Annotated in this window: 22 protein-coding genes and 3 pseudogenes; 11 read left to right on the forward strand and 14 right to left on the reverse strand. The window is 38.6% G+C overall.

The window, feature by feature from the left end:
• Nucleotides 1–40: 40 nt before the first annotated feature.
• From CER18_RS01490 to pssA, 4 genes are all read left to right on the forward strand, one after another.
• On the forward strand, nt 41–712 hold the full coding sequence (locus CER18_RS01490; protein WP_100128345.1) for a DUF421 domain-containing protein: 672 nt from the start codon (nt 41–43) through the stop codon (nt 710–712).
• Nucleotides 713–819: 107 nt separating this feature from the next.
• Nucleotides 820–2703 (forward strand): ABCB family ABC transporter ATP-binding protein/permease, encoded by a 1884-nt coding sequence (locus CER18_RS01495; RefSeq protein WP_100128346.1) that lies wholly within the window; start codon nt 820–822, stop codon nt 2701–2703.
• Nucleotides 2704–2820: 117 nt separating this feature from the next.
• The gene (locus tag CER18_RS01500; protein WP_100128347.1) at nt 2821–3519 is read left to right on the forward strand and encodes a phosphatidylserine decarboxylase; all 699 of its coding nucleotides are present in this window, start codon (nt 2821–2823) and stop codon (nt 3517–3519) included.
• Nucleotides 3520–3528: 9 nt separating this feature from the next.
• Nucleotides 3529–4368, forward strand: a complete 840-nt coding sequence (pssA, locus tag CER18_RS01505) for a CDP-diacylglycerol--serine O-phosphatidyltransferase (RefSeq protein WP_100128348.1) — start codon at nt 3529–3531, stop codon at nt 4366–4368.
• Nucleotides 4369–4437: 69 nt separating this feature from the next.
• Here pssA and CER18_RS01510 read toward each other — a convergent pair whose 3' ends face one another.
• The 11 genes and pseudogenes from CER18_RS01510 to rpsF form a co-directional block, all read right to left on the reverse strand.
• On the reverse strand, nt 4438–5187 hold the full coding sequence (locus CER18_RS01510) for an SDR family NAD(P)-dependent oxidoreductase (protein WP_100128349.1): 750 nt from the start codon (nt 5185–5187) through the stop codon (nt 4438–4440).
• 2 nt (nt 5188–5189) lie between these two features.
• Complete coding sequence (gene purF / locus CER18_RS01515) at nt 5190–6680, reverse strand: amidophosphoribosyltransferase (RefSeq protein WP_100128350.1); 1491 nt, start codon at nt 6678–6680, stop codon at nt 5190–5192.
• A gap of 117 nt (nt 6681–6797) precedes the next feature.
• Entirely contained in the window at nt 6798–7340 is a 543-nt protein-coding gene (locus tag CER18_RS01520) for a CvpA family protein (protein WP_100128351.1), read from the reverse strand.
• Nucleotides 7341–7461: 121 nt separating this feature from the next.
• A complete protein-coding gene (gene radA / locus CER18_RS01525; protein ID WP_100128352.1) occupies nt 7462–8859 on the reverse strand; it encodes a DNA repair protein RadA in 1398 nt (465 codons plus the stop codon).
• Nucleotides 8860–8865: 6 nt separating this feature from the next.
• Nucleotides 8866–9807 (reverse strand): annotated as a pseudogene (locus tag CER18_RS01530) (DnaB-like helicase C-terminal domain-containing protein); the annotation flags it as partial.
• A gap of 537 nt (nt 9808–10344) precedes the next feature.
• A pseudogene (locus CER18_RS09945) lies at nt 10345–10431 on the reverse strand (hypothetical protein); the annotation flags it as partial.
• A 6-nt stretch (nt 10432–10437) separates the two neighbouring features.
• The gene (locus CER18_RS01535; RefSeq protein ID WP_100128353.1) at nt 10438–11928 is read right to left on the reverse strand and encodes a replicative DNA helicase; all 1491 of its coding nucleotides are present in this window, start codon (nt 11926–11928) and stop codon (nt 10438–10440) included.
• A 597-nt stretch (nt 11929–12525) separates the two neighbouring features.
• The gene (gene rplI, locus CER18_RS01540) at nt 12526–13122 is read right to left on the reverse strand and encodes a 50S ribosomal protein L9 (protein WP_100128354.1); all 597 of its coding nucleotides are present in this window, start codon (nt 13120–13122) and stop codon (nt 12526–12528) included.
• A gap of 25 nt (nt 13123–13147) precedes the next feature.
• Nucleotides 13148–14128, reverse strand: a complete 981-nt coding sequence (locus CER18_RS01545; protein WP_100128355.1) for a hypothetical protein — start codon at nt 14126–14128, stop codon at nt 13148–13150.
• Between the two features lie 160 nt (nt 14129–14288).
• Nucleotides 14289–14537, reverse strand: coding sequence for a 30S ribosomal protein S18 (rpsR, locus tag CER18_RS01550; RefSeq protein ID WP_005773744.1), 249 nt, complete (start codon nt 14535–14537; stop codon nt 14289–14291).
• Nucleotides 14537–14944 (reverse strand): 30S ribosomal protein S6, encoded by a 408-nt coding sequence (rpsF, locus tag CER18_RS01555; RefSeq protein ID WP_100128356.1) that lies wholly within the window; start codon nt 14942–14944, stop codon nt 14537–14539. Before rpsF ends, rpsR begins: the two co-directional genes overlap by 1 nt.
• Nucleotides 14945–15290: 346 nt before the next feature.
• Here rpsF and CER18_RS01565 point away from each other — a divergent pair, with 346 nt between their 5' ends.
• The 7 genes and pseudogenes from CER18_RS01565 (at nt 15291) to gmk (ending at nt 21686) form a co-directional block, all read left to right on the forward strand.
• A complete protein-coding gene (locus CER18_RS01565) occupies nt 15291–15878 on the forward strand; it encodes an undecaprenyl-diphosphatase (protein WP_100128357.1) in 588 nt (195 codons plus the stop codon).
• 77 nt (nt 15879–15955) lie between these two features.
• Entirely contained in the window at nt 15956–16900 is a 945-nt protein-coding gene (gene fabD / locus CER18_RS01570; protein WP_100128358.1) for an ACP S-malonyltransferase, read from the forward strand.
• A 21-nt stretch (nt 16901–16921) separates the two neighbouring features.
• Nucleotides 16922–17659, forward strand: coding sequence for a 3-oxoacyl-[acyl-carrier-protein] reductase (fabG, locus tag CER18_RS01575; protein ID WP_100128359.1), 738 nt, complete (start codon nt 16922–16924; stop codon nt 17657–17659).
• A 261-nt stretch (nt 17660–17920) separates the two neighbouring features.
• Nucleotides 17921–18157 (forward strand): acyl carrier protein, encoded by a 237-nt coding sequence (locus tag CER18_RS01580; protein WP_004860281.1) that lies wholly within the window; start codon nt 17921–17923, stop codon nt 18155–18157.
• A gap of 101 nt (nt 18158–18258) precedes the next feature.
• On the forward strand, nt 18259–19521 hold the full coding sequence (gene fabF / locus CER18_RS01585) for a beta-ketoacyl-ACP synthase II (protein WP_100128381.1): 1263 nt from the start codon (nt 18259–18261) through the stop codon (nt 19519–19521).
• A gap of 97 nt (nt 19522–19618) precedes the next feature.
• Nucleotides 19619–20727 (forward strand): annotated as a pseudogene (mltG, locus tag CER18_RS01590) (endolytic transglycosylase MltG).
• A 293-nt stretch (nt 20728–21020) separates the two neighbouring features.
• Nucleotides 21021–21686, forward strand: a complete 666-nt coding sequence (gmk, locus tag CER18_RS01595) for a guanylate kinase (RefSeq protein WP_100128361.1) — start codon at nt 21021–21023, stop codon at nt 21684–21686.
• Between the two features lie 31 nt (nt 21687–21717).
• Here the strand turns inward: gmk and rsmA are convergent, their stop codons facing one another.
• The 3 genes from rsmA to CER18_RS01610 are packed head-to-tail and all read right to left on the reverse strand — an operon-like array spanning nt 21718 to nt 24505.
• Nucleotides 21718–22548 (reverse strand): 16S rRNA (adenine(1518)-N(6)/adenine(1519)-N(6))-dimethyltransferase RsmA, encoded by an 831-nt coding sequence (rsmA, locus tag CER18_RS01600; RefSeq protein ID WP_100128362.1) that lies wholly within the window; start codon nt 22546–22548, stop codon nt 21718–21720.
• The gene (pdxA, locus tag CER18_RS01605) at nt 22539–23555 is read right to left on the reverse strand and encodes a 4-hydroxythreonine-4-phosphate dehydrogenase PdxA (protein ID WP_100128363.1); all 1017 of its coding nucleotides are present in this window, start codon (nt 23553–23555) and stop codon (nt 22539–22541) included. The genes rsmA and pdxA overlap by 10 nt, the downstream gene beginning before the upstream one ends.
• Nucleotides 23555–24505: a peptidylprolyl isomerase gene (locus tag CER18_RS01610; RefSeq protein WP_100128364.1), complete on the reverse strand. Its 951-nt coding sequence runs from the start codon at nt 24503–24505 to the stop codon at nt 23555–23557. The genes pdxA and CER18_RS01610 overlap by 1 nt, the downstream gene beginning before the upstream one ends.
• Nucleotides 24506–24519: the final 14 nt, after the last annotated feature.

Genomic DNA, 24519 nt, shown 5'->3' on the forward strand with positions numbered 1-24519 from the left:
TCCTATTCCGGCAGTTCTCATAAATTAGAGGGAGAATATAATGGAATTTTTATATCATTACGGATATATTGCGCTTAAGCTGGCTGTAGGTCTTGTTGCTTTTCTCTTTATTTTAAGAACGACGGGTCGAGGGAGTCTGAGTCAGATGACACCCGTTGATTTGGTCAGCAATTTTGTCATGGGAGGTATTATTGGAGGAGTCATTTATAATCAGAATATTAGCTGTATTCAATTATTGCTTGTTTTACTGATTTGGCAAGCCTTGATCGCCTCCTTTAATTTTTGGGCACGCTATTCAGTTTTTTTTCGCCGTCTTATTGCAGGGCGGAATGTCACATTGGTTTTCGATGGGGACTTTCAAATGGATAAGATTAAGAATTTAGGGATCAATGTTAATGATCTCATTGCGATGTTACGTCTTAAAGGGTGTCACTTACATGAAGCTGCTTTTGTGCATTTGGAAACCAATGGTGATTGCACTGTTATTAAAAAGGAAGAGGGGAAGAAGTCGATAATTGTCGTAGAAAATGGTGAAGTTATTGATGATGGTCTTAAAGAGATTGGTAAAACAAAAAAGTGGCTTCAGGCAGAATTGAAAAAAAAGCATGTAAAAGTTGAAAATTTATTTGCAGCAGAGTGGTATGAGAATACAGATCAAAATAATAAACTGTATAGCGGATTATTTCTTGTTCCTTTTTCAAAAACAGTCTAACTTCAAACAATGAGTAGGTATCGCTTATCGGAAGCATAAAAGACTTATAAACAACCACAGGGGGGTGTCTTGCCTGTTTGTGTGGATGATAGAAAAGTAAGAGCTTTATGAAACGCAATGAAATGACAAAAACTGTATCATCAGATACAGGGAAAACTCTGCACACACTTTACAATTTATGGCCTTACATGTGGCCGGTCGATCGGCGTGATCTAAAAATACGTGTACTATGGGCAATATTTTATCTAGTTTTGGCTAAGCTTGTTCTTATATCTGTACCGTATTTCTTTAAATATTCTACGAATATGCTTGATTCAAACTTTCAGCTTCCTGAATGGTTTCCATCCAGTTGGATTATTCCCGTCATGCTTGTTTTGGCATACAATGTTGCACGTATGATGCAGGCTGGATTAAATCAATTACGCGACTCCCTTTTTGCGACTGTTGGTCAATACGCTGTGCGTCAATTAGCTTATAAAGCCTTTATACATATTCATGAGCTATCTTTGCGATTCCATTTAGAACGCCGGACTGGTGGGCTTTCTCGTGTGATTGAGCGTGGTACAAAAGGAATCGAAGCAATCGTAAGATTTTCGATTCTCAATACCGTACCGACAGTTTTAGAATTTATATTAACCGCTCTTGTATTTTACATCAACTACGGACTGTATTATTTTCTCATTGTCGTTATAACGGTTTTATTATATACCTTTTTTACTATTAAGGCGAGTGATTGGCGTATTCGTATTCGGCAGCAAATGAATACAGCAGATACTGAGGCGAATACGCGCGCTGTTGATTCTCTTTTGAATTTTGAGACGGTCAAATATTTTGGCAATGAAACTCTAGAGGCTGATCGTTTCGATGCTTCCATGGCAGGTTATGAAAAAGCCGCAACAAAGATTTGGACATCATTAAGCTGGCTTAATTTTGGTCAGGCTCTTATCTTTGGTATTGGCATGACAATCATGATGCTGATGTCAGCTTATGAAGTTTTTTATAAGACACAAACTTTAGGAGATTTTGTTTTTATTAATGCTCTTTTAATGCAACTTTCCATTCCACTGAATTTTATTGGTTCAATTTATCGTGATGTTCGACAAGGTTTAACGGATATTGAAGCGATGTTCGATCTTTTAGATGTTCAGCAGGAGATCGTTGATAAATCGAATGCTAAACCGTTAGAGATAAGCCATGGGACCATTCGCTTTCATCAGGTAAAGTTTTCTTATGATTCGACGCGTCAGATCCTCAGAGATATTGATTTTGAAGTCCCTGGAGGAAAAACAGTCGCTATTGTCGGTCCATCGGGTGCAGGTAAATCAACCATCTCTCGATTACTTTTTCGCTTTTATGATGTTGATGCAGGGTCTATCACAATTGACGGGCAGGATATTCGTGACATAACACAAAAAAGTTTGCGTGAAGTGATCGGCATGGTCCCACAAGACACGGTGTTATTTAATGATACAATTGCCTATAATATTCGCTATGGGCGACCAAGTGCGACCGATGAAGAGATGCGTAAAGCGGCTGAAATGGCACAAATATCAAAATTTATTGAGATGTTACCGGAAGGTTTTCAGTCTATGGTAGGAGAGCGTGGTCTCAAATTGTCAGGGGGCGAAAAACAACGTGTGGCTATTGCACGGACACTCTTAAAATCCCCCCCACTTCTTATTCTAGATGAAGCAACAGCAGCTCTTGACACGACGACAGAACAGGAGATTCAACAAGCATTGGATATTGTAAGCCGTGGACGAACAACGTTGATTATTGCGCATCGTCTGTCCACGGTTATCAATGCTGATGAAATTTTGGTTCTTAAAAGTGGTCGTATTATTGAAAATGGGACGCATACAGAGCTCTTACGAAAGAAAGGTCTCTATGCTTCAATGTGGAATAAGCAGCTTGAAGCATCGCAAGCTGAAGAAAAATTACGTAAAATGCGTCAAGAAGATGAGGTGGCTATTGTTAATCGAAAAAAATAAGGAGGGTAAAATGTAATCTATATCTTTATATGGAGTGATTGATTAAATACATAAAAAGAGACAAGGGGAACAAAAAGATTTATTGCTTGTTTAAGTTTACGATGAATAGGAAATTATATGAGTATTCTACAATCTGTCCATAATAGCTTTGTGCCGATTCATAAAGAAGGTTACCCTTTTATTGTAGCATTTTTTGTTATTTCGCTCATTCTTGGCTGGATATGGAGTCCGTTGTTTTGGTGTGGTCTTATTCTTACAGTCTGGTGTATCTACTTTTTCCGTGATCCAGATCGTGTGATCCCTTTGAATTCAAATTGGGTGATGTCGCCTGCAGATGGGCGTATTTCATTTGTGGAATCTTGTGTGCCACCTGAAGAATTAGGTTTAGGGAAGGATGAAATGATCCGTATATCCATTTTTATGGATGTTTTTTCATGCCATATTAACCGTATTCCTATCAGTGGTACAGTAGAGTCTATCCTTTATCATCCAGGTCGGTTTACCAATGCAGAATTTGATAAGGCTAGCCAGTTTAATGAGCGTAATGGAGTGGTCATTGATAGCAAGCATGGAAAAATTGGTATCGTACAAATAGCGGGGATGTTTGCCCGTCGGATTGTTTGTTGGTCAAAAGAAAATGATGCTGTTATCACGGGAGAGCGATTTGGATTGATTCGTTTTGGTTCTCGCCTTGATATTTATATACCAACTGAAATGAAATTACGTGTTGCAGTTGGACAAACAGCCATTGCTGGAGAGACAGTTTTGGGTTCTTTTGATGATAAGAGTGCTATAACGGACTTCAGATACGATTAGGGTCACCCAATGAAAAATTTTTCGCCATTTTCTTCATTCAATCCTGAGGGACAGCATGATGATGTTGCAAATCGGCGACGTTCACCAACATCAATGCGGTATGTTATTCCCAATATCATTACTATTTTAGCCATTTGCGCAGGGATGAGCAGCATTCGTTTAGCTTTTGAAAATCGCTATGAGGCTGCTATTTTAATGGTGCTTTTGGCCGCAGTTTTAGATGGTGCTGATGGTCGTATTGCGCGTTTAATAGATGGAAGTTCATCTTTTGGAGCACAGATGGATTCTCTTGCTGATATTGTAAATTTTGGTGTTACTCCTGCACTTATTGTTTATTCCTTTATTTTAAATCAAGCATACCACATTGGTTGGGTTGCAGCTCTTGTTTATTGTGTTGCCTGTTGTTTACGATTAGCGCGTTTTAATGTGATGTTGGATAACACCGATATACCTCAATGGCAGAAAAGTTATTTTGTTGGTGTTCCTGCACCTGCAGGAGCGTTACTCCTTTTATTGCCTATGTATCTAGGCGCCCTTGGTTTGGTTCCCAATAGGGGATGGGCATTGTTTTTTAGTCTTTATACTGTAATTATTTCTTTTCTTTTGATTAGCCGTTTGCCAGTGTGGAACGCAAAGTCAATTGATCATAATTTGAGGCGTGATATCGTTATACCGTGCATGTTGGTTATTGTCATTTATGTTGGTTTTCTTGCGACTTATACATGGGAAACTTTATTGCTTACGGCTGTTGGCTATATAATTTTTCTCCCCTGCAGTTTTATCGCTTATAGTAAACGCGCTGCTTTAGAAGAGAAAAAGTCTGATGCTAAAGCTCTCCAAGAATCATAAAGTGCTTCATTCTTCTGTTGAGAAGCACTGGAAAGAGGGTGATTCAACTATTGACGTCTCAGATGATGATCAATGAGGATTATGATAATCTACAAACCGATTTTTACGGACATCAAAGAGTTTTCCAGTTTCCTTTAAATCAGGAGAGAGCAAATGGATTATTTTTTTTGCAACCTCTTGTGCTGAGGGGAGCATTTGTGGATCTTCACCAGGCATAGCTTCAGCACGCATGGCTGTGCGTGTGGCTCCAGGGTTGACACAATTAATCTTAATAGGGGTTTGTTTGAGTTCTTCTGCCCAACAGCGGGCAATCATTTCTAAAGCCGCTTTAGAGGCTGCGTAAGCCCCCCAAAAAGGGCGCGCAACATGCGCAACGCTTGACGATAACAGGATGGCTCGTCCGGCATCAGATTCACGTAATAAAGGCTCAACGGCTTTTATTAAGCGCCATTGGCTGATAAGATTTATTTGGAAGACATCTTCAAATACCGTGTTTTCTATATGGGCTATTGGTGAAAGTGTTCCAAGGATTCCTGCATTTGCAACGATAATATCAAGTTTTTTCCAGCGTTTGGCAATTGAGAGTGCAAGGGTATCAATGTTTTCCATATGATGCAAATCCAGTGGAACGAGGGTTGCATGAGCCCCTTTTTCTCGAATTCTATTGTCCAATTCAGTAAGTCCACTGACTGTTCGTGCAAGAGCAATAATATGAGCCCCGCGTGCAGCAAGTTCGAGCGCCAAAGAATAGCCAATCCCCCTTGATGCACCAGTAACAAGTGCAACGCGCCCATGGAGACTAAAGTCACATTTTGTCATCACTAATCTCTTGTTTTAAGAACAGATGATTGGTGAATTTTGGAAAGATTTTCTTGATCAACCAGATGCGTAGGATAATATCCAGTAAAATAGTGGTCAGTAAATTGTGGATCGGCGTTATTTCGTTTTTCTCCTGCTACAGCAAGATATAATCCATCCGTTGAAAGAAATTCTAAAGAGTCCGCTCCAATAAAATTGCACATAGATTTTAAATCTGGATATTGATTTGCTAAAAGGCTTTCAGCTTTAGGTGTGTCAATACCATAAAAGTCCGGATAAAAAATCATAGGGCTAGAAATGCGCATATGAACTTCTTTTGCTCCTGCATCGCGAAGCATTCGTACAATTTTAAGAGATGTTGTTCCCCGTACAATCGAGTCATCAACCAGAATAACACGTTTTCCTTCAATCGCAGGACGGTTTGCCGAGTGTTTTAACTTGACTCCAAAAGCGCGAATTTGTTGTGTTGGTTCGATAAAAGTGCGCCCAACATAGTGATTACGAATAATACCAAGTTCAAAAGGAATTCCAATTTCTTGCGCATAGCCAATTGCAGCAGGCGTTCCTCCATCAGGAACAGGAACCACAACATCACCCTCACAAGGGGCTTCCTGAGCTAAACGAATTCCCATATTTTTACGTGTTGTATAAACACTACGCCCTCCAACGATTGAGTCCGGACGGGCAAAATAAACATATTCAAACAAGCAAAGTTTTTCTGGTTTTGTATTTTCTGGTTTTATAATTTTTTTCGTAATTTCCCCATTTTTTTGTATTTCACAGATGATGATTTCTCCATTTTGAACATCACGGACATATTTCGCTCCTATAATATCAAGAGCACAAGTTTCAGAACAAAAGATAGGTTTACCATCAAGTTCCCCCATCACGAGAGGTCTAATTCCTATGGGGTCGCGTGCTGCAATAAGCTTTGTACGTGTGAGCGCTAACATAGCATACCCACCTTCTACTTGCCGAATCGCATCAACAAAACGATCAGAGGACGATTCATAACGTGAGCGGGCAATAAGATGAAGAAAAACTTCTGAATCTGATGTTGATTGACAGATGGCACCAGAAGCGATGAGTTCACGGCGCAATGTAAGGCCATTGGTAAGATTACCGTTATGCGCAATAGCAATGCCGCCAGCTTTCAATTCAGCAAAAAGGGGTTGAACATTGCGTAATGCCACTTCTCCCGTTGTGGAATAACGGGTATGTCCAATAGCGCGATTTCCTGGTAAACGTGCAAGTGTTGCAGGGTTTGTATAGTGATCCCCAACAAGACCTAAATGCTTTTCTTGGTGAAATATTTTATTATGGTAAGAAACAATCCCAGCTGCTTCTTGCCCACGATGCTGAAGTGCGTGGAGTCCAAGAGCTGTTAATGTTGCAGCGTCTTCATGCCCAAGAATACCAAAAACCCCACATTCTTCATGAAGGGTATCATCATCTAATGAAAATTCTTGGCAGGAAATATCGCTTTTTATCATCATATTCTTTCACTTGTGATATGGAGGAATCATTCATATCACATTTTACATTATTTAGTTCTCTTTCTGCATGAAAAGCTATTCCCTATTTTTTAAAAGTGTCTTTTCACGAGAGTGTTATTCATGCGTATTTTTATTGCTATCTTTAAACAAATTTTCTGCCTTTTCGAGAACAGATCCAAGATCTTTGGGGAGTATTTCCCAAACTTTTTGTCCTAGAGAATCTAAAATAGGCCTTGTTTTAGCATCTTTTAACCAGTTCGCTTGGTGCTCGGGTTTAATCAGGGCATTAATTAGCAACATACCGATGACCATAATCAGTAAACCCCGAAATGCTCCAAAAACAAAACCAATAGTGCGGTCGAGGATACCAATGCGACTATCAATAATAAAGTCGGAGATTTTCATTGTAATAATTGAAGTAATAATAAGAACAATAATAAAAATTGTGACCAATGTTGTGATCAATGCAATCATTTTATTAGAGAGATATTGTTCAAAGAAAGGTAAGACCGGTTTGAATAAAAACAGTGTCGTAACAGCTGCAATTGCCCAAGAAACCAACGATAATATTTCACGTGAAAACCCTCGAAGCATAGCAAGAAAAGCGGACAACAGGATGACTACTACGACAATTCCATCAAGGATTGTTATGATCATTTGTTTGTTCCTTATACCTAAATTTGTGTTCTTTTAAGTCAATCTACAAATATATTTTTTGTTATGCCATTTTTTTTTCTTATAGCAAGGATCTTTTGTATTTTATAGAGTTTTTTCTATATTATTCTACCTGTGATGCAGACCATTTTTTACTTGCAGTAAGTGTGGCAACGAGCTCGGGAAGGTCGGAAAAAGTTTTTTGTTGAAAATTGAGCGACTTCATCATTTCGGTTGTTGTTGTGGGATGAAATGCCCCTTGAAAGCCGAGTTTTTTTGCTTCATTGATGCGTTGGGCTGAATGTGCAACAGCGCGGGTAGCTCCTGAAAGACTGACTTCACCAAAATATACATAATCCGTTGGCAAAGGAATATTGGCAAGAGAGGATACCAAAGCGGCGGCTACAGCTAAATCAGCAGCGGGTTCTGATATGCGATATCCACCTGCTACATTGAGATAGACATCATGCTGCCCAAAACGAATGCCGCAATGGGCTTCTAAAACGGCCAAAATCATAGAAAGACGATTTCCATCCCATCCGACAACCGCACGTCGTGGTGTTCCAAGGGAAGAAGGAGCAACAAGCGCTTGAATTTCTACCAATATTGGGCGAGTTCCTTCCATACCGGCGAAAACAGCAGCGCCTGGAGCTTTTTCATTACGTTCTCCTAAGAACAATTCGGAGGGATTTATCACTTCGCGTAATCCTTTATCAGACATTTCAAAGACACCAATTTCATCTGTTGGCCCGAAGCGATTTTTTACAGTTCTAAGAATGCGATAATGATGCCCTCCCTCACCCTCAAAATAGAGAACACCATCAACCATATGTTCAACGACCCGAGGACCAGCAATTTGCCCATCTTTTGTAACATGACCAACAAGAACAACAGCAGCACCTGTTTTCTTGGCAAAGCGTATCATAGCTTGCGCGCCAATACGGACTTGTGTGACAGTGCCGGGTGCTGAATCTGCTGTATCTGACCATAGGGTTTGAATCGAATCGATAATCACCATATCAAGGTTTTTATGTTCGCTTAAGGTTGCAAGAATATCTTCAACATTGGTTTCAGCAGCAAGTTTTACCTCTGTATTATGAGCTCCAAGCCTTTGCGCGCGCAGACAAATTTGCGCAATAGCCTCTTCACCCGAGACATAGATAACATTGTGTCCTTTGCGTGATAAAGCAGCAGCTGTTTGTGTGAGCAATGTTGATTTTCCAATACCGGGATCACCCCCAACAAGAAGAGCTGATCCACGGACAAAGCCCCCACCGGTAACACGATCCAGTTCAGCAATACCAGAATGAATACGTGGAGCATCTTGGATATCTCCAGAAAGAGATGTAAGGGCAACAATGCGTCCTTTACGCGTATTCTGCTTAGGACCACTTCCTATGCCACCATTTATATTTTCTTCAACAAGAGAATTCCATTCTCCACAGGCGCTACATTTCCCTGCCCAACGAGAATGAACGGTTCCACAATTTTGACAGATAAATTGAACACGGTTCCGTACCATGATGATTTAACCAATTTGTTCTGGAAGATAATTGCTATCTGCCAGATCACTAAAGCGTGTGAAATCAGATTGAAAGGCAAGGGACACGATTCCTGTTGGTCCGTGACGTTGTTTTGCAACAATAACATCAGCTTTGCCCATAATTTTATCCATTTCATCTTGCCATTTTGCATGTTCAAGGCTACCAATCTTTGGTTCTTCATTTCTGAGATAATATTCTTCACGATAAATAAATAGAACGATGTCAGCATCTTGCTCAATAGAACCAAATCCACCTAAATCTGAAAGTTTTGGGCTTTTATCTGTTCTATTTTCTACTTGGCGCGAAAGCTGTGAAAGAGCAAGAATAGGGATATTCAACTCTTTGGCTAAGGCTTTTAATTCCGCAGTAATTTCTTGCATACGATATTCAGATGAATATTTTAAGTCACTTGTCATGAGTTGGATATAGTCGATAATTAAAATATCTAAACCATATTGTCGCTTGAGACGTCGTGCACGGGCAGCCAGTTGTGGAACTGATATCCCCCCAGTTTGATCAATATAAAGGGGTGCTTTTTTGAGTTGCTCCGTCACACGAATAATTTTTGAGAATTGTTCTTCTGAAATACGACCACGTCGAATATCAGAAGAAGAGACTTCTGTTTGTTCAGAAATAATACGTGTTGCAAGCTGCTCTGAGGACATTTCAAGTGAGAAGAATCCTACAACACCACCTTCATTTTCTTCGGTAGTACCATTATGATTATAAGCATTGGCAATATTAAAGGCAATGTTGGTCGCAAGCGAAGTCTTACCCATACTAGGGCGTCCTGCAAGGATAATTAAGTCAGATGGTTGTAATCCTCCCATTTTTTCATCAAGTGTTTGAATATGAGTCGCTATCCCTGATATTTGCGAAGAGCGCTTCTTCGCAGCACTTGCTATATCAATAACTTTTTTGATGGCATTCTCAAGACTGTCAAATCCACTATCGCAGTCTTCTTTTTTTTCTAACATAATTATATACTTTCCCTTTGTTTAGATATCAATTTTTATACAATTTTATATCAAGAATATTTTGCATGTTATAGAATTTTCTCTGTACTGTAATATTTAAAACACAGCTTGTTTTTTTATATGCGGTAATGAAGGTCGTTTTTTCAGACAGATTAAAAAGTATTGTTGTTAAAAGATTAGAGATTGTCCTGTGAAGCGAAAATTTTCTGATATTTTACATAATAGCTTGCCTTGCGCAACAGTAGCAATTTCTTTTGGATTTCATAACAAGAAAATGATTGTCTTGTGAGAAGGAGACTTTGTAAAAGAAGGAACAATACAGCAACATTTAAAGTAGCTATGAATTTTAGATATATGTGTCCTACTTGCAATACTAAAAGATGTATTATTAAGATTAATATTGTTCGAGAGTTTTTTAGATGTCAAATAATGACAGCTAATGACGGTTAAAATCATCGAAAAATAACTCTTTAATAAGAGATATCATTCACCACAAGCGCTACATTTCCCTGCCCAACGAGAATGAACGGTTCCGCAATTTTGACAGATAAATTGAAGACGGTTCCGTACCATGATGATTTAACCAATTTGTTCTGGAAGATAATTGCTATCTGCCAGATCACTAAAGCGTGTGAAATCAGACTGAAAGGCAAGGGATACGATTCCTGTCGGTCCGTGACGTTGTTTTGCAACAATAACATCAGCTTTTCCCATAATTTTATCCATTTCATCTTGCCATTTCTCATGTTCAAGAGTGCCTAATTTTGGTTCTTCATTTTTGAAATAATATTCTTCACGATAAACAAATAGAACGATGTCGGCATCTTGCTCGATAGAACCAGATTCACGTAAGTCAGAGAGTTGTGGACGTTTATCTGTTCTATTTTCAACTTGTCGCGAAAGCTGTGAAAGAGCGATAATAGGGATATTTAACTCTTTGGCTAAGGCTTTGAGCCCCGTCGTAATTTCTGTAATTTCTTGAACACGATTTTCAGATGAGCGCTTTGAGCTACTTGTCATGAGTTGGATATAATCGATAATTAAAACGTCCAAACCATGTTGTCGCTTGAGGCGTCGTGCACGGGCAGCCAGTTGCGTAATTGATATTCCCCCAGTTTGATCAATATAAAGGGGAGCCTTTTGGAGTTGGTTTACCGCACGGATGATTTTTGAAAATTGTTCATCTGAAATATGACCACGTCGAATATCAGAAGAAGAGACTTCTGTTTGTTCAGAAATAATACGCGTTGCAAGCTGCTCTGAGGACATTTCAAGTGAGAAGAATCCTACAATTCCCCCTTCATTTTCTTCGGTATTACCATTATGATTATAAGCATTGGCAATATTAAAGGCAATGTTCGTCGCAAGCGAAGTTTTACCCATACCAGGGCGCCCCGCAAGAATAATTAAGTCAGATGCTTGTAATCCTCCCATTTTTTCATCAAGTGTTTTAATATGGGTGGCTATCCCTGATAATTGTGAAGAACGTTGTTTCGCAGCACTTGCCATATCAAGTGCTTTTTTTATAGCCTCATTAAAATTTTCAAATCCGCCTCCATATTTCCCTTTTTCTGCGAGCTTAAATAACTGATTTTCAACAGTTTCAATTTGTTGTGCAGGCGTAAGCTCAACAGGAGCATCAAAGGCTGTATTGACAACTTCAGTTCCAAGATTAATCAAAGAACGACGGATAAAAAGATCGTAAATAACGCGTCCATAATCTTCAGCATTAATAATGGTGACTGCCTCTTTGGCTAGGCGAACAACATACTGGTATACAGTAATATCTCCAATTTTCTCTTCCATTTGGATATGAGGCTTAATCGTAACTGGATCTACAAGTTTTCCTGTTTTAATAAGGTGAGATAAAATATCATAGATCTTTTGATGCAACGGCTCAAAAAAATGTTCTGGCTTTAGAAAATCCGAAACGCGGTCGAGAGAATCATTGTTGATAAAGATGGCACCAAGTAATGCTTGTTCAGCTTCAATATTATGCGGAAGTTGCCGAAAAGAAGGGGAATCTTCTTTTTTCGAAGAACTGATATTAACAATGCTAGTTTCTTCCATAATATTTTCCCATAAAATTCCAAGTCTAGCTACTTTAGGCGATAAATTTAAAATCGTATATTAAAAGAATAGAGCTACAAAGCTTCATTTTAAGTTAAAATCATATCATTTTTAAAAATTCTCTTCTAATTATTCATTTATCATTCGCGTATTATTTATATAACATCTATTTCGTATGTTCTATTTTTATAATAGATGACTTTTAAAATGGAGGTTCCTAGACTCTGAATTGAAGTGTTTTGAAATTATGTGATTTTAAAATTCTAATACCAGTGTCAGTAGAATAACTTCTTTATAATTGAAATCATTGTAGATTACGTGAGGATATAATAAACCTACCCCTCATGCAAACTCTCCCCTTAAGGGTAGAATTTTAGATTATTTTTGCTTTTATGCTGGAGAAATAAGAGCATTTCCTCTTAGTGATATTATCATTTTGGGCACGCAATATCTCTAGATGATATATTTCTAATTCTTCATAAAAATTAGATTCTTTATGTATGACAGCCATAAAATACTCAATTTAAAAGCGTGAGTATTTTATGGCCAATATTTTAAATGGAATAAAAGATATAAAACAGAAAACAAAAGGAGCAATTAAGCTTCTTGATGAGGAGTGTTTATATCGTTGTCATTAATTTCTTCTATCAATAACTCTTCCTGATTTTCTTCTAATATTTCGTCTTGAATGTTATATATTTCTTCAGCAGAGGTAAGAGTTTCACCTTCTGCTTGGCGTTGTGCTTCACTGGTGGAACGTGCGACGTTAATAACCACAGAAATTTGAACTTCAGGATGGAGACTAAGAGTAATCGTATGAAGACCGATCATTTTTATTGGATGATTAAGCTCAATTTGATTTCGCCCAATAGAGAAGCCTTCATCTGTTATGATTTCAGCAATATCACGGGTTGACACAGATCCATAAAGTTGTCCTGTTTCACCAGCAGAACGAACAGCAATAAATGATTGACCATCAAGTTTGTCAGCAATTTTTTGTGCTTCGCTTTTGCGTTCAAGATTGCGTGCTTCAAGTTGTGCACGTTGGGTTTCAAAATGTTTTTTATTAGCTTCATTTGCGCGTAAAGCTTTACCTTGAGGTAAGAGAAAATTACGTGCATAACCATCTTTCACTGAGACAATATCACCCATCTGACCAAGACGAGGAATGCGCTCAAGTAGAATAATATCCATAGTTTTTCCTTTCGAACAAATAAATTTAGGGAAGTTTTTTGTGTGATTGAAAATTGTATTGAATAGCCGCCCAAATACCCATCAAAACCATCATGAGAGAAATAGGTGGTAAAAAAACGATAGTTAACATAGCAATATAAACAAGAAAAAGGATAATAACCCGACCGTTGACGCCTTTTGTGATATTGTGAAGATATGCGAGACCACTAATTGATATGATAACAGTATAGGCAGAGCTAAAGACACATGTCCCCAAATTAAGAGAATCACTCAATTCAGTCATTGACGCGATAGAAACAGCGATGAAAATAACAATTCCAGAAATTGGAAGGCGAAAAGTTGCACTCCAATCATCTCGAGGTCTTTTCAGCCACTTCATATATCGGGCTGTTATCACTGAAAAATAAAGATTACCAATGAGAAAAATCAAACTATAAATCGTCAGGGAAATAGCAGCTAAAGTTGCAGCATGCGCCATTAAAAACTCACGGACATTGAGTATATCATCTTCTTTTAATGACTGCAATTGTTGTAGAGTTTGTACTATATTTTCAATAATCTTTTTTGCAATGAGAGGGGTGCCTATCGCAGCTTTCACATAGAGTCCAATGAAAGTGACTATAAGAGCAATAAAGTTGGTTAAATGAAAAATAATGGATGATAATGGATACCATATCAGTGTGTTTTCTTTTTGCGCTGGGCGCGCAAGTCCAAGAAGCCAAGAGGCATAAACAGCAGGAAGAAAGGATAACAGCATAAGCCCAACAGCAATATAGATATCCGTAGCTATGGCAAGAATAACAGTTGCACTTATTAAGGCAGCGAAGCTGGCAAATGTTCCTTGATTAAATGCAACAATAAAAATTGGCAATGAAAGAAAGCAGCCAAGAAAAAGAGAAAAATAGGGAGCGATATTAGCAACACTAATGATTGCCATTCCTATCACAACAGCAAACAATCCCGCTAAAACACCGGTTAATATCTCATAAGTACGATTTTTTTTCATTTATTGCTGTCCTGCTTTCTGCAGTTAGAGGCATTTTAATTCCTCAACTTTGATATTTAAGTGCTTAATATAGGATACAGTAAGCTATTTCTCTAATTCTCTAAACCATATAAGAAAAGCAACTAGAGAGCTTCTCCAGTTGCTAGAATGTCTTGATCGTCTACTTTATAACGTATGGAAGTAAGCCTAAAAAGCGAGCGCGTTTGATAGCATTAGCTAATTCACGCTGCTTTTTCTGACTAACAGCTGTAATTCGTGAAGGAACAATTTTCCCACGTTCAGAAATATAACGCTGTAACAATTTTATATCTTTATAATCAATTTTAGGCGCATTAGCCCCTGAAAAAGGGCATGTTTTACGACGACGATGAAAAGGGCGACGTGCAGAGTTTTGATTCGTATCAGTCATTATTCGACCCCTTCTATAGCATTTTCACGTTGACGACGTGGGGAACGAGAACGCTCTTCATCCTGACCAAAGTGCGTATTGCGATCAAGGTGTGAAAGCATCGCAGATTTTTCTTTTTCATGTTTTTCTACACGAATGGTCATGTAGCGTAAAATATCTTCATTGATTCGCATTTGACGCTCCATTTCAGCAATTGCTGCAGCTGGTGCATCGATATTGATCAATACGTAATAAGCTTTACGGTTTTTACGAATCCGGTAAGCAAGAGGACGAAGTCCCCAATTTTCTACACGCCCAACCTTTCCACCGTGCGTTTCAATGACACCTTTGTAAAGGCTCAAAAGTTCATCAACTTGCTGCGGTGCAACGTCCTGTCGGGCAAGGAACATATGTTCATAAAGAGCCATTGTTTTGCCTTTCTTCAATTAAATCTTACCGGTTTTAGCGCAAAGCCTCTGCGACTTGTCTTTTTGGGAAATCCAAAGAAGAAAGGACGCGTTTACAATGTGAGACATCTCAGAGCGGAGACACGGGAGGCCGGAAACATTGTATTTCCTACTGGTATTTTGCAGCCCTCCGTTCAACCTCCAGCTAAAGTGCCGGCAACGAACATTTCACATCTACAGGTTATTTCTTAAAATAGCAAGTTTATACCCATAAAAAAATAGATTTATTAAATCTTGATATATTTTCAATATATTTCCCTCTTCTACAAAAAGATAGTACTGTAACATACAGATAAAGGAGAGAAAAATGGATTTTTTAAACCAGATTGATGTTACGCTCTTTAAGATGTTTGTCGGCAATCATCAGTCTTGGTCAATTTTAGTTTTGTTCAGTATTTTTTGTGCAAAGTTTTTAATTTACATTATTCCTCTTCATCTTTGTGCATTGTGGTTTTGTGGTGGAGAAAGGGAACGATGTGTCGTGCTAAGCATTTGCATGAGCATTTGTACGGCTCTTTTTATAGGTTATCTCATTTCTCTCATTTATTTTCATCAACGCCCATTTGTTGTAGGGTTGACAACACCACTGATTAAACATCGTCCAACAGCTTCTTTTCCTAGTAATCACGCCTTAACCATTGCATCTTATACAGCAAACTTTTATTTTTACCGATACAAAGGTCCTTTTAAATTGGCTGTGGTATTTTTATGCTTGATTTGTTGGTCTCGCATTTTTGTGGGGGTACATTATCCTTTTGATATTTTAGCAGGTATAGTTTTAGGAAGTCTGATAAGTTTGGGTGTTATTCAGTTTATGGCCCCCTATTTTCCTAAGTTTTTATATCAAATTCCGCCCTTAAAATATAATTTGAAAAGAGATATTCGTTCTAAATAAAGCACTTTGTCTTGACTTTTTGCGGATGAATAAGGTCAAAAGAAAATCATTTAATGGCACAATTAAGGAGTCGATTAATGGGTGCAGCTTTTATTTTTCCAGGGCAAGGGAGTCAACTTGTAGGAATGGGGAAGGCGCTTACAGAACAATTTGTTGCGGCGCGAATGGTTTTTGAGGAAGTTGATGATGCTTTGGGTGAGAAATTATCAGAGATCATTTTTGAAGGACCAGCAGATGTTTTAACGTTAACAACCAATGCACAACCAGCATTAATGGCTGTATCTATGGCTGTCATTCGTGTGATGGAACAATTAGGGCTTCGTATAGAAGAAAAGATCAAGTTTGTTGCCGGTCATTCTTTAGGCGAGTATTCGGCTCTTTGTGCTGCTGGTACATTGAGTCTTACAGATACGGCAAGGCTTTTGCGCATTCGTGGCAATGCTATGCAGGCTGCTGTTGCGGTTGGTGAAGGCTCTATGGCCGCACTTATCGGTTTGGAAGAGCACGTTGTGGAAGAAATTTGCGAAACTGTTTCTGAAGAAGGACTATGCCAGATTGCCAACGATAATGGTGGTGGGCAAATTGTTATTTCAGGTGTGGCAAAAGCCGTTGAGACAGCGCTAGAGATTGCATCAACAAAAGGTGCAAAACGTGCACTTCTTCTTCCGGTTTCTGCACCTTTTCATTCGTCTTTAATGCAGCCTGCTGCTGATGCCATGAAGAAAGCACTTTTGGCTGTTAACAAAACTGCCCCTATTGTTCCTTTGATTGCCAATGTTTCTGTTGCACCAGAAAGCGATCCTGAGCGTATTGCTGCTCTTCTTGTTCAACAAGTGACTGGGAGAGTGCGATGGCGTGAAACAATAGAATGGATTGGCACTAATGGGGTCAACACGCTTTTTGAAGTTGGTTCTGGAAAAGTATTAACAGGTTTAACACGCCGTATTAACAAGGATATAAGGGGGATAACAATTGGAACAGTTGATGAAATAGAATCAGCGCTAGAAATGCTTGGCGTTTAATCTATAAGGAGTTTAAAAAAAATGTTTAGATTAACAGGACGTAAGGCTCTTGTAACAGGGGCATCGGGAGGAATTGGTGAGGCAATTGCACGTTGTTTCCACGCACAAGGAGCCATTGTTGGTCTTCATGGAACACGTGAAGACAAGCTTAAAGAAGTGGCAGCAGAATTAGGGCGGAATGTTTTTGTGTTTCCCGCTAATCTTTCTGAACGTCAATCAATTAAACAATTGGCTGAAGTTGCAGAAAAAGAAATGGATGGTATTGATATTTTGGTCAATAATGCAGGAATCACCAAGGATGGTCTTTTTGTGCGGATGCAAGATAAAGACTGGGATGATGTTTTAGAAGTTAACCTAACAGCTGCTTCTCTTTTGGCGCGTGAATTAACACATTCTATGATGCGTCGTCGTTATGGAAGGATTATTAATATTACATCTGTTGTTGGTGTTGTTGGAAATCCTGGACAAACGAATTATTGTGCTGCAAAAGCGGGCTTGATAGGTTTTTCCAAAGCATTGGCACAAGAAATTGCTTCACGAAACATTACTGTTAATTGTATTGCTCCGGGATTTATTAAATCGGCAATGACAGATAAGCTTAATGAAAAGCAAAAAGAAGCCATTATGGCTGCGATTCCAATGAAGCGTATGGGGAGTGGGCAAGAAATAGCCGCTGCTGCTGTTTATCTAGCGAGCGATGAAGCGGCCTATATGACAGGTCAAACACTCCATATTAATGGTGGAATGGCAATGATTTAAGTATTTTCTTGTATTCCACATTGATTTATAAGATGTATTATTTTAGATAGTAACGATTGGAATGAAAAGATGCGCTATTTCTTTAACATGGTCGTTATCAATTGATGTCGGAATGTCAGATTGGTTCATTTTATAGGGAATATCCACAGGATGTTTTAAATCATTGCTAAAATCTTTTAAAGGAATGCATCTATTTACTTGATTAGATGAACCGATATAGTTAACCAAATTATAGGAAAATATAAATTCGAGGATTTCAACATGAGTGATACAGTAGAGCGCGTTAAGAAAATTATTGTGGAACATCTTGGGGTTAATGCTGATAAAGTCGTAGAAAATGCGAGCTTTATCGATGATCTAGGGGCTGATAGCCTTGATACGGTTGAGCTTGTTATGGCTTTTGAAGAAGAATTTGGTGTAGAAATTCCAGATGAAGCTGCCGAAACGATTTTCACAGTTGGTGATGCAGTCAAGTTCATTGATAAAGCTTCTGCATGATTATTAAAAGGCAAAGGCATTCATTGCTTTTGCCTGTATTTTTCGGAGCTCTTTTGAAAAGAGAGCTTTGAGAGCTGAAGTTTAGTTCAAGGTTGGAAATTATGAGACGTGTTGTTATTACTGGTTTAGGATTGGTATCTCCATTAGCTGGTAATATTGAATATAGTTGGGAGCGACTTCTTGAAGGAAGAAGTGGTGTTCGGCGTATTACTGAATTTGATGTATCTGATTTGCCATGCCAGATTGCGGCGCGTATCCCCTTAGGGGATGGAACAGAGGGGACCTATAATGCTGATTTGTATATGGAACCTAAAGAGCAGCGGAAGGTTGATGCATTTATTGTTTATGCAATGGCTGCTGCTAACCAAGCACTTTCTGATGCTGAATGGTTTCCTAAGAGTGATGAAGATCAGATTTGTACAGGGGTATTGATCGGTTCGGGGATTGGGGGAATTGAGGGCATTGTTGAAGCGGGTTATACACTCCGTGATAAAGGTCCGCGCCGTGTTTCTCCTTTTTTTATTCCAGGTCGTTTGATTAATCTTGCTTCTGGTTATGTGTCTATTCAATATGGCTTACGAGGACCTAATCATTCGGTTGTGACAGCTTGTTCGACGGGGGCCCATGCGATCGGTGATGCGGCACGTTTGATTATGTTCGGTGATGCAGATGTCATGGTGGCAGGGGGAACTGAATCTCCGATAAATCGGATATCTCTTGCGGGCTTTGCTGCTTGTAGAGCTCTTTCTACTTGCCGCAATGATGATCCTGAACGAGCTTCACGTCCTTATGATGCTGATCGTGATGGTTTTGTGATGGGGGAAGGAGCGGCAATTGTTGTTTTAGAAGAGCTGGAACATGCAAAAAAACGAGGAGCACGTATTTATGCTGAGGTTATCGGCTATGGTTTATCGGGTGATGCTTACCACATTACAGCGCCTTCAGAAAGTGGTGAAGGGGCACAGCGTAGTATGATGGCCGCTCTTAAGCGTGCACAAGTGAATGTGAGTGAACTTGATTATATTAACGCTCATGGTACATCAACGATGGCTGATTCCATAGAGCTAGCAGCTGTTGAACGTGTTCTGGGAAGTTATGCACCACAAGTTTCTATGTCATCAACGAAATCCTCTATCGGGCATTTACTTGGTGCAGCTGGTGCTGCTGAGGCTATTTTTTGTGTTTTAGCTATACGCGATAACATAGCGCCAGCGACACTTAATCTTGACAATCCATCGATTGAAACGAAAATCGATCTTGTCCCGCACAAACCACGTGAACGAAAGATTGATACGATACTTTCAAATTCTTTTGGATTTGGTGGGACAAATGCATCATTGGTGATGCGACGTTTTAGGGGATAATTAAGTATTTTTATTTAATTTCTACTTTTGAATTTTCACCTTTATTATAAGGTGAATAAGAAATTATAATATTGTCCTTAATCGCTATTGAGAGGTTATGTCCTATGTGGAAAATGGAACATCATTAAAGGACATAAATGATTCCTCTTCAAATCATTGAGCAGATCATTAGGCATGTTAACACATAAAAAACAAAAGAAGTCATCTATCGTCCGTAATCCGTTGGTTATTCTTGGTCATTTTTTTCTCATGCTGATTGTGATTATTCTCTTTGGCATAAGTATTCCTCTTTATGTTGGAAAAAGTATTTTCGAAGAAAAGGGAAAAATTGAGGAAGAACAAGTTGTCCTTATCAGTCCTGGCACAGGAATTCGTGAAATTGCTTCATTGCTAGAAAAACGTGGTTTCATTCGATCATCAGATATTTTTGTTTATGGGGTTGGTTATCACAAAAACACAAGCCACCTGAAGGCTGGTGAATATTTAATTCCAGCCTATGCTTCAATGCAAGATATTATGGATATTCTTGTGAAAGGAAAATCCATTGAATATACATTTACAGTACCGGAAGGTTTAACGGTTCAACAAGTTTTTGATCGATTAGCGACAAATGAAATCTTGATTGGAGAGCTTCCAAAAACTTTGCCGCCAGAAGGCTATTTGATGACGGATACTGTTCGCTTTATTCGGGGGACAACGCGCAAAGAAATTATAAACAGATTGTATGAGGGACAGAAAAAATTAATTCATGCGATATGGGCGGCGCGTTCACCTGATTTACCCATTAAATCAATTGATGAATTTGTCATATTGGCCTCAATTGTTGAAAAAGAAACAGGCGTTGCTGCAGAGAGACCAATGGTTGCTGCAGTATTTTATAACCGCCTTGCAAAGCGGATGCGTCTTCAATCGGATCCAACGGTAATTTATGGTCTTTTTGGAGGAAAAGGAAAGCCATCGGGTCGTGCAATTTACCGTTCAGATCTTGAGAAGGAAACACCCTATAATACTTATAAAATTAATGGTTTGCCTCCAACAGCTATTGCAAATCCAGGTCGCGATTCTTTGAAAGCGGTGGCACATCCACCAAGCAGTGATGCGCTTTATTTTGTTGCTGATGGTTCAGGAGGACATGTTTTCTCTCGAACCTTAGAAGAGCATAATATGAATGTTCGCAAATGGCGAGAATTAAAGGCAAGACATTAATTTATAATGATAGCGTATCTTTTGGCATCGTAAATGAGAGCTCCAAATATTAGTGAGATTTTTCTGCTTAAACTTTTGATGAGAATGATAAAAATGATTTTCTTGTATGTTACAAGTGGAATGAGCGTATAGATACAAAATATTTAAGAAAGAAATTAATATATTTCTGATAAATTATCTCAATAAAAGTGCAGAATAATATTGAGAATTGCTAAAAAAATTGATTAGGGAAAAGTTGAGATAATGTATCGTTCAAATTTTGAAGAAAAATTTATACAAAATAGAGTGGTATAATGACAGTCATTGAAAGTGAATTGAATACTCTAAAAAAAAATCAACGCCGCGGTTTTTTATTTATTCTCTCTTCACCTTCTGGTGCTGGTAAATCAACAATTTCGAGGTTACTTTTAAAAGATGGACAATTAGAGCTTTCTGTCAGTGTAACCACAAGGAGAAAGCGTTCCAGTGAAGTCGATGGACTCCACTATCACTTTATTTCAAAGGAAGAGTTTGACCATAAACGTGAGAGAGATGAATTTATTGAATGGGCAGAAGTACACGGGAATTATTATGGTACGTTACGTGAAACCGTTGAAAATACATTGAGTGCCGGTCGTGATATGTTATTTGATATTGATTATCAAGGCACCAAGCAAATGCAAAAAAAGATGCCAGGAGACATCGTATCTGTTTTTATTCTTCCACCCTCAATGAAAGAGCTTGTTTCGCGTTTACATCGTCGAGCAGAGGATAGTCAAGATATCATCAATTTACGATTGGAAAATGCACGAACGGAGCTAAAGCACTGGCATTCTTATGATTATATTGTGATTAATGAAGATTTAGATCAGTCTTTATCTCTTATTAGGTCAATTTATTTAGCTGAAACCGCAAAACGCGAGAGATGTGCTTTTCTTGAAACTTTTATTGATGAACTTATTTCTGAAAAGATTGATTAATATTTTTGTTGTTTTGAAAAATTTGTACTTTTTAGGTTATCAAATTCGCTAAAGTCACAAATTCAGAAATTGAAAGTGTTTCAGCACGGCGTGTTTCATCAATTCCTGCTTTTTTTAAAAGCATTTCATCTCCAAGAGTTCTGAAATTTTGACGAAGCATTTTTCGTCTTTGTCCAAAAGCGGTTTTTGTAACAAAGCTTAGTTTTTGTGCGGAGCAGACAAGGGGTTGAGTTCGTGGAATGATATGAACAACAGAAGAAGTTACTTTAGGCGCTGGTATGAATGCTTGAGGAGGGACATCAAAAGCAATTTTAGCCATGGTCCGCCAGCCAGTTAAGACACTAAGACGTCCATAATGAGAAGATTGAGGTTTTGCTGTAATTCGCTTGGCAACTTCACGTTGAAACATCAATGTCATTGATTCATAAAAAGGAGGCCATGGTTCCACTAACAGCCAATTTAATAAGAGTTGCGTTCCAATGTTATAGGGAAGATTGGCAATAATGCGTGGTTTTTCTAGGCTTGTTTCAAAAAGTTTTGAAAAATCTTGTTTCAGTGCATCATTACAAATAACTTTTAATTTATTTGGATAGTGCTTTTCTATTTCTAAGAGGGCCGGTATGCAGCGCTCATCGCGCTCTATTGCTGTTACTATAGCACCTTTTGCTAGCAAGGCGCGCGTGAGCCCTCCAGGGCCTGGACCAATTTCAAGAACAGGTTTTCCTTCTATATTGCCTGCTTGATGCGCAATTTTAGATGTTAAATTCAGATCAAAAATAAAATTTTGCCCCAAAGATTTATGAGCTTGTAACCCATATGTATCAATGACCTCACGCAGAGGAGGGAGATTATCTATTGGCATGGTATCGAATTATTTTGTGCAAGTTGATTTGCAAGTTTAAGAGCAGCAATAAAGCTTTCCGGAGAAGCGATGCCTTTATCCGCAATGTTAAAAGCAGTTCCGTGATCTGGAGACGTACGAATGAAAGGTAGACCTAATGTGACATTAACGGTGGTATCAAAATCTAATGTTTTAACAGGGATGAGAGCTTGATCATGATACATGCAAAGAGCAACATCATATGTTTTTCTTGCGCATTCGTGGAACATTGTATCGGCAGGAAGCGGACCTGTAATATTAAGACCTTTCTTTTTAAGATATTCAATAGCAGGAGTGATAACTTCAATATCTTCTTTTCCCATTGCACCTTCTTCTCCAGCGTGAGGATTAAGACCAGCGACAGCCAGCCGAGGTGACATTATTTTAAATCGTGTTTTTAAATCGCATTCAATAATGAAGGCCGTTTGAATGATTAAATGACGGGTCAGCTGTAAAGGAACATCTTTGAATGGGATATGAACAGTCATTGGTACCGTTTTTAATCGAGGTCCTGCTAACATCATAACTGGATGATAACATTTATGAAAAGCTTTATGGGCCAAATCAGCTAAAAATTCTGTATGACCTGGAAATTTAAATCCAGCATCGTAAAGATTCTTTTTGGCAATAGGACAAGTAACCAATGCAGAAGCATATCCACTTTGAATCAATTGAACACCGCGCTCAATAGCCTCAATGATTCCAGCAGCATTGGTTGGAGAAGGAAAACCTAATTGATCACTTTGTTTGTTTTTTAACGGTATGAGAGGGAGAGCGTTTTGAAAGTTTTTGATAGGATTTGTGGTAGTTAAAACAGATTCCACTTCAACATCGATCTGTAAAAAACGAGCGCGCGAACGAATAACATCTGGATCAGCGATGAGCACAAAAGCTGGAACTTGACAGGCAACACGCAAATTCCACGCTTTTAGAGCTATTTCAGGACCAATTCCGGCTGGATCACCACCACTAACAACAAGAGCAGTCATTACTGAATACGAGCTACGCGTCGCAGCTCTTCTAAATATTTTTCACTCAATTCTTCAAGTTCTTTGGGACTTTTGTTTTTATTATCTTGAAGAGAAAAGATCAGCCGAGCGACATAATCATCAGAAACCCTTTTTATTTTGCAAACAGCAATTGCTTCGATACCATCAGACGTTTCTTGTAATTTTGTCATTTTCCCAGCAGGTGTCGCAAGAATAGCTTGCTCCCATGCGCTGGGAAGTTGAGGTTCCAGAAACTTTCCTAAGTGGCGGATCGTAACGTCTAAAATACCTCTTGCTTGATTGTGAGAATTTGCACATCCACGGAAATTTGCGCGGAAATTGCTTGCTTCTCTTTGACGTCTTTCAAAGATTTCTGAACGACGATGGGCAGGAATAACAAAAATAATGCGCTGTAATGTATATTCGTTGGTTGAAGGTTTAACACCACCATTTTTTAATATTCTGCGCACAGCCTCTTGTTCGCTAATCATACTCGTTTGAGCTTGATAACGTGCACTAACAAGACGTCCCCATCCTATTTGTCCACGGATATAATTTTTAAAATGTTGTACAGTAATATCATTTTGGATCAGAATCTGATTGAGCTGATCAAGTGTCATATTATTTTGCGTTGCAAAATTCTCAAAAGCTTTATCAACTTCATCCTTGCTTACCTCAATATTACGGCGTTTTATTTCAATATTTTTTAATTCTTCGTCGATAAGCTCTTTTTTAGCTTGTGCCACCAAATTGCCTTGCTTTTGTTGCAATCTGAGAAAAGCAACACGCCTTTGTATATCATAGTTTGTGATAGGATTGCCATTAACTGTAACAACAATAGCAGTCTGCGCAAAGGCCGAGGAAATCAAAAATTCATTTATGAGCAGGCTGCTTACGCTCAAAGACGTAATATAAAATAAAGCAAGAACACGCTTTTTCAATTTATTCATGTAAATAGGCTTTC

Source organism: Bartonella tribocorum (assembly GCF_002777915.1).
In the GTDB taxonomy this organism is placed as follows: domain Bacteria; phylum Pseudomonadota; class Alphaproteobacteria; order Rhizobiales; family Rhizobiaceae; genus Bartonella; species Bartonella tribocorum_A.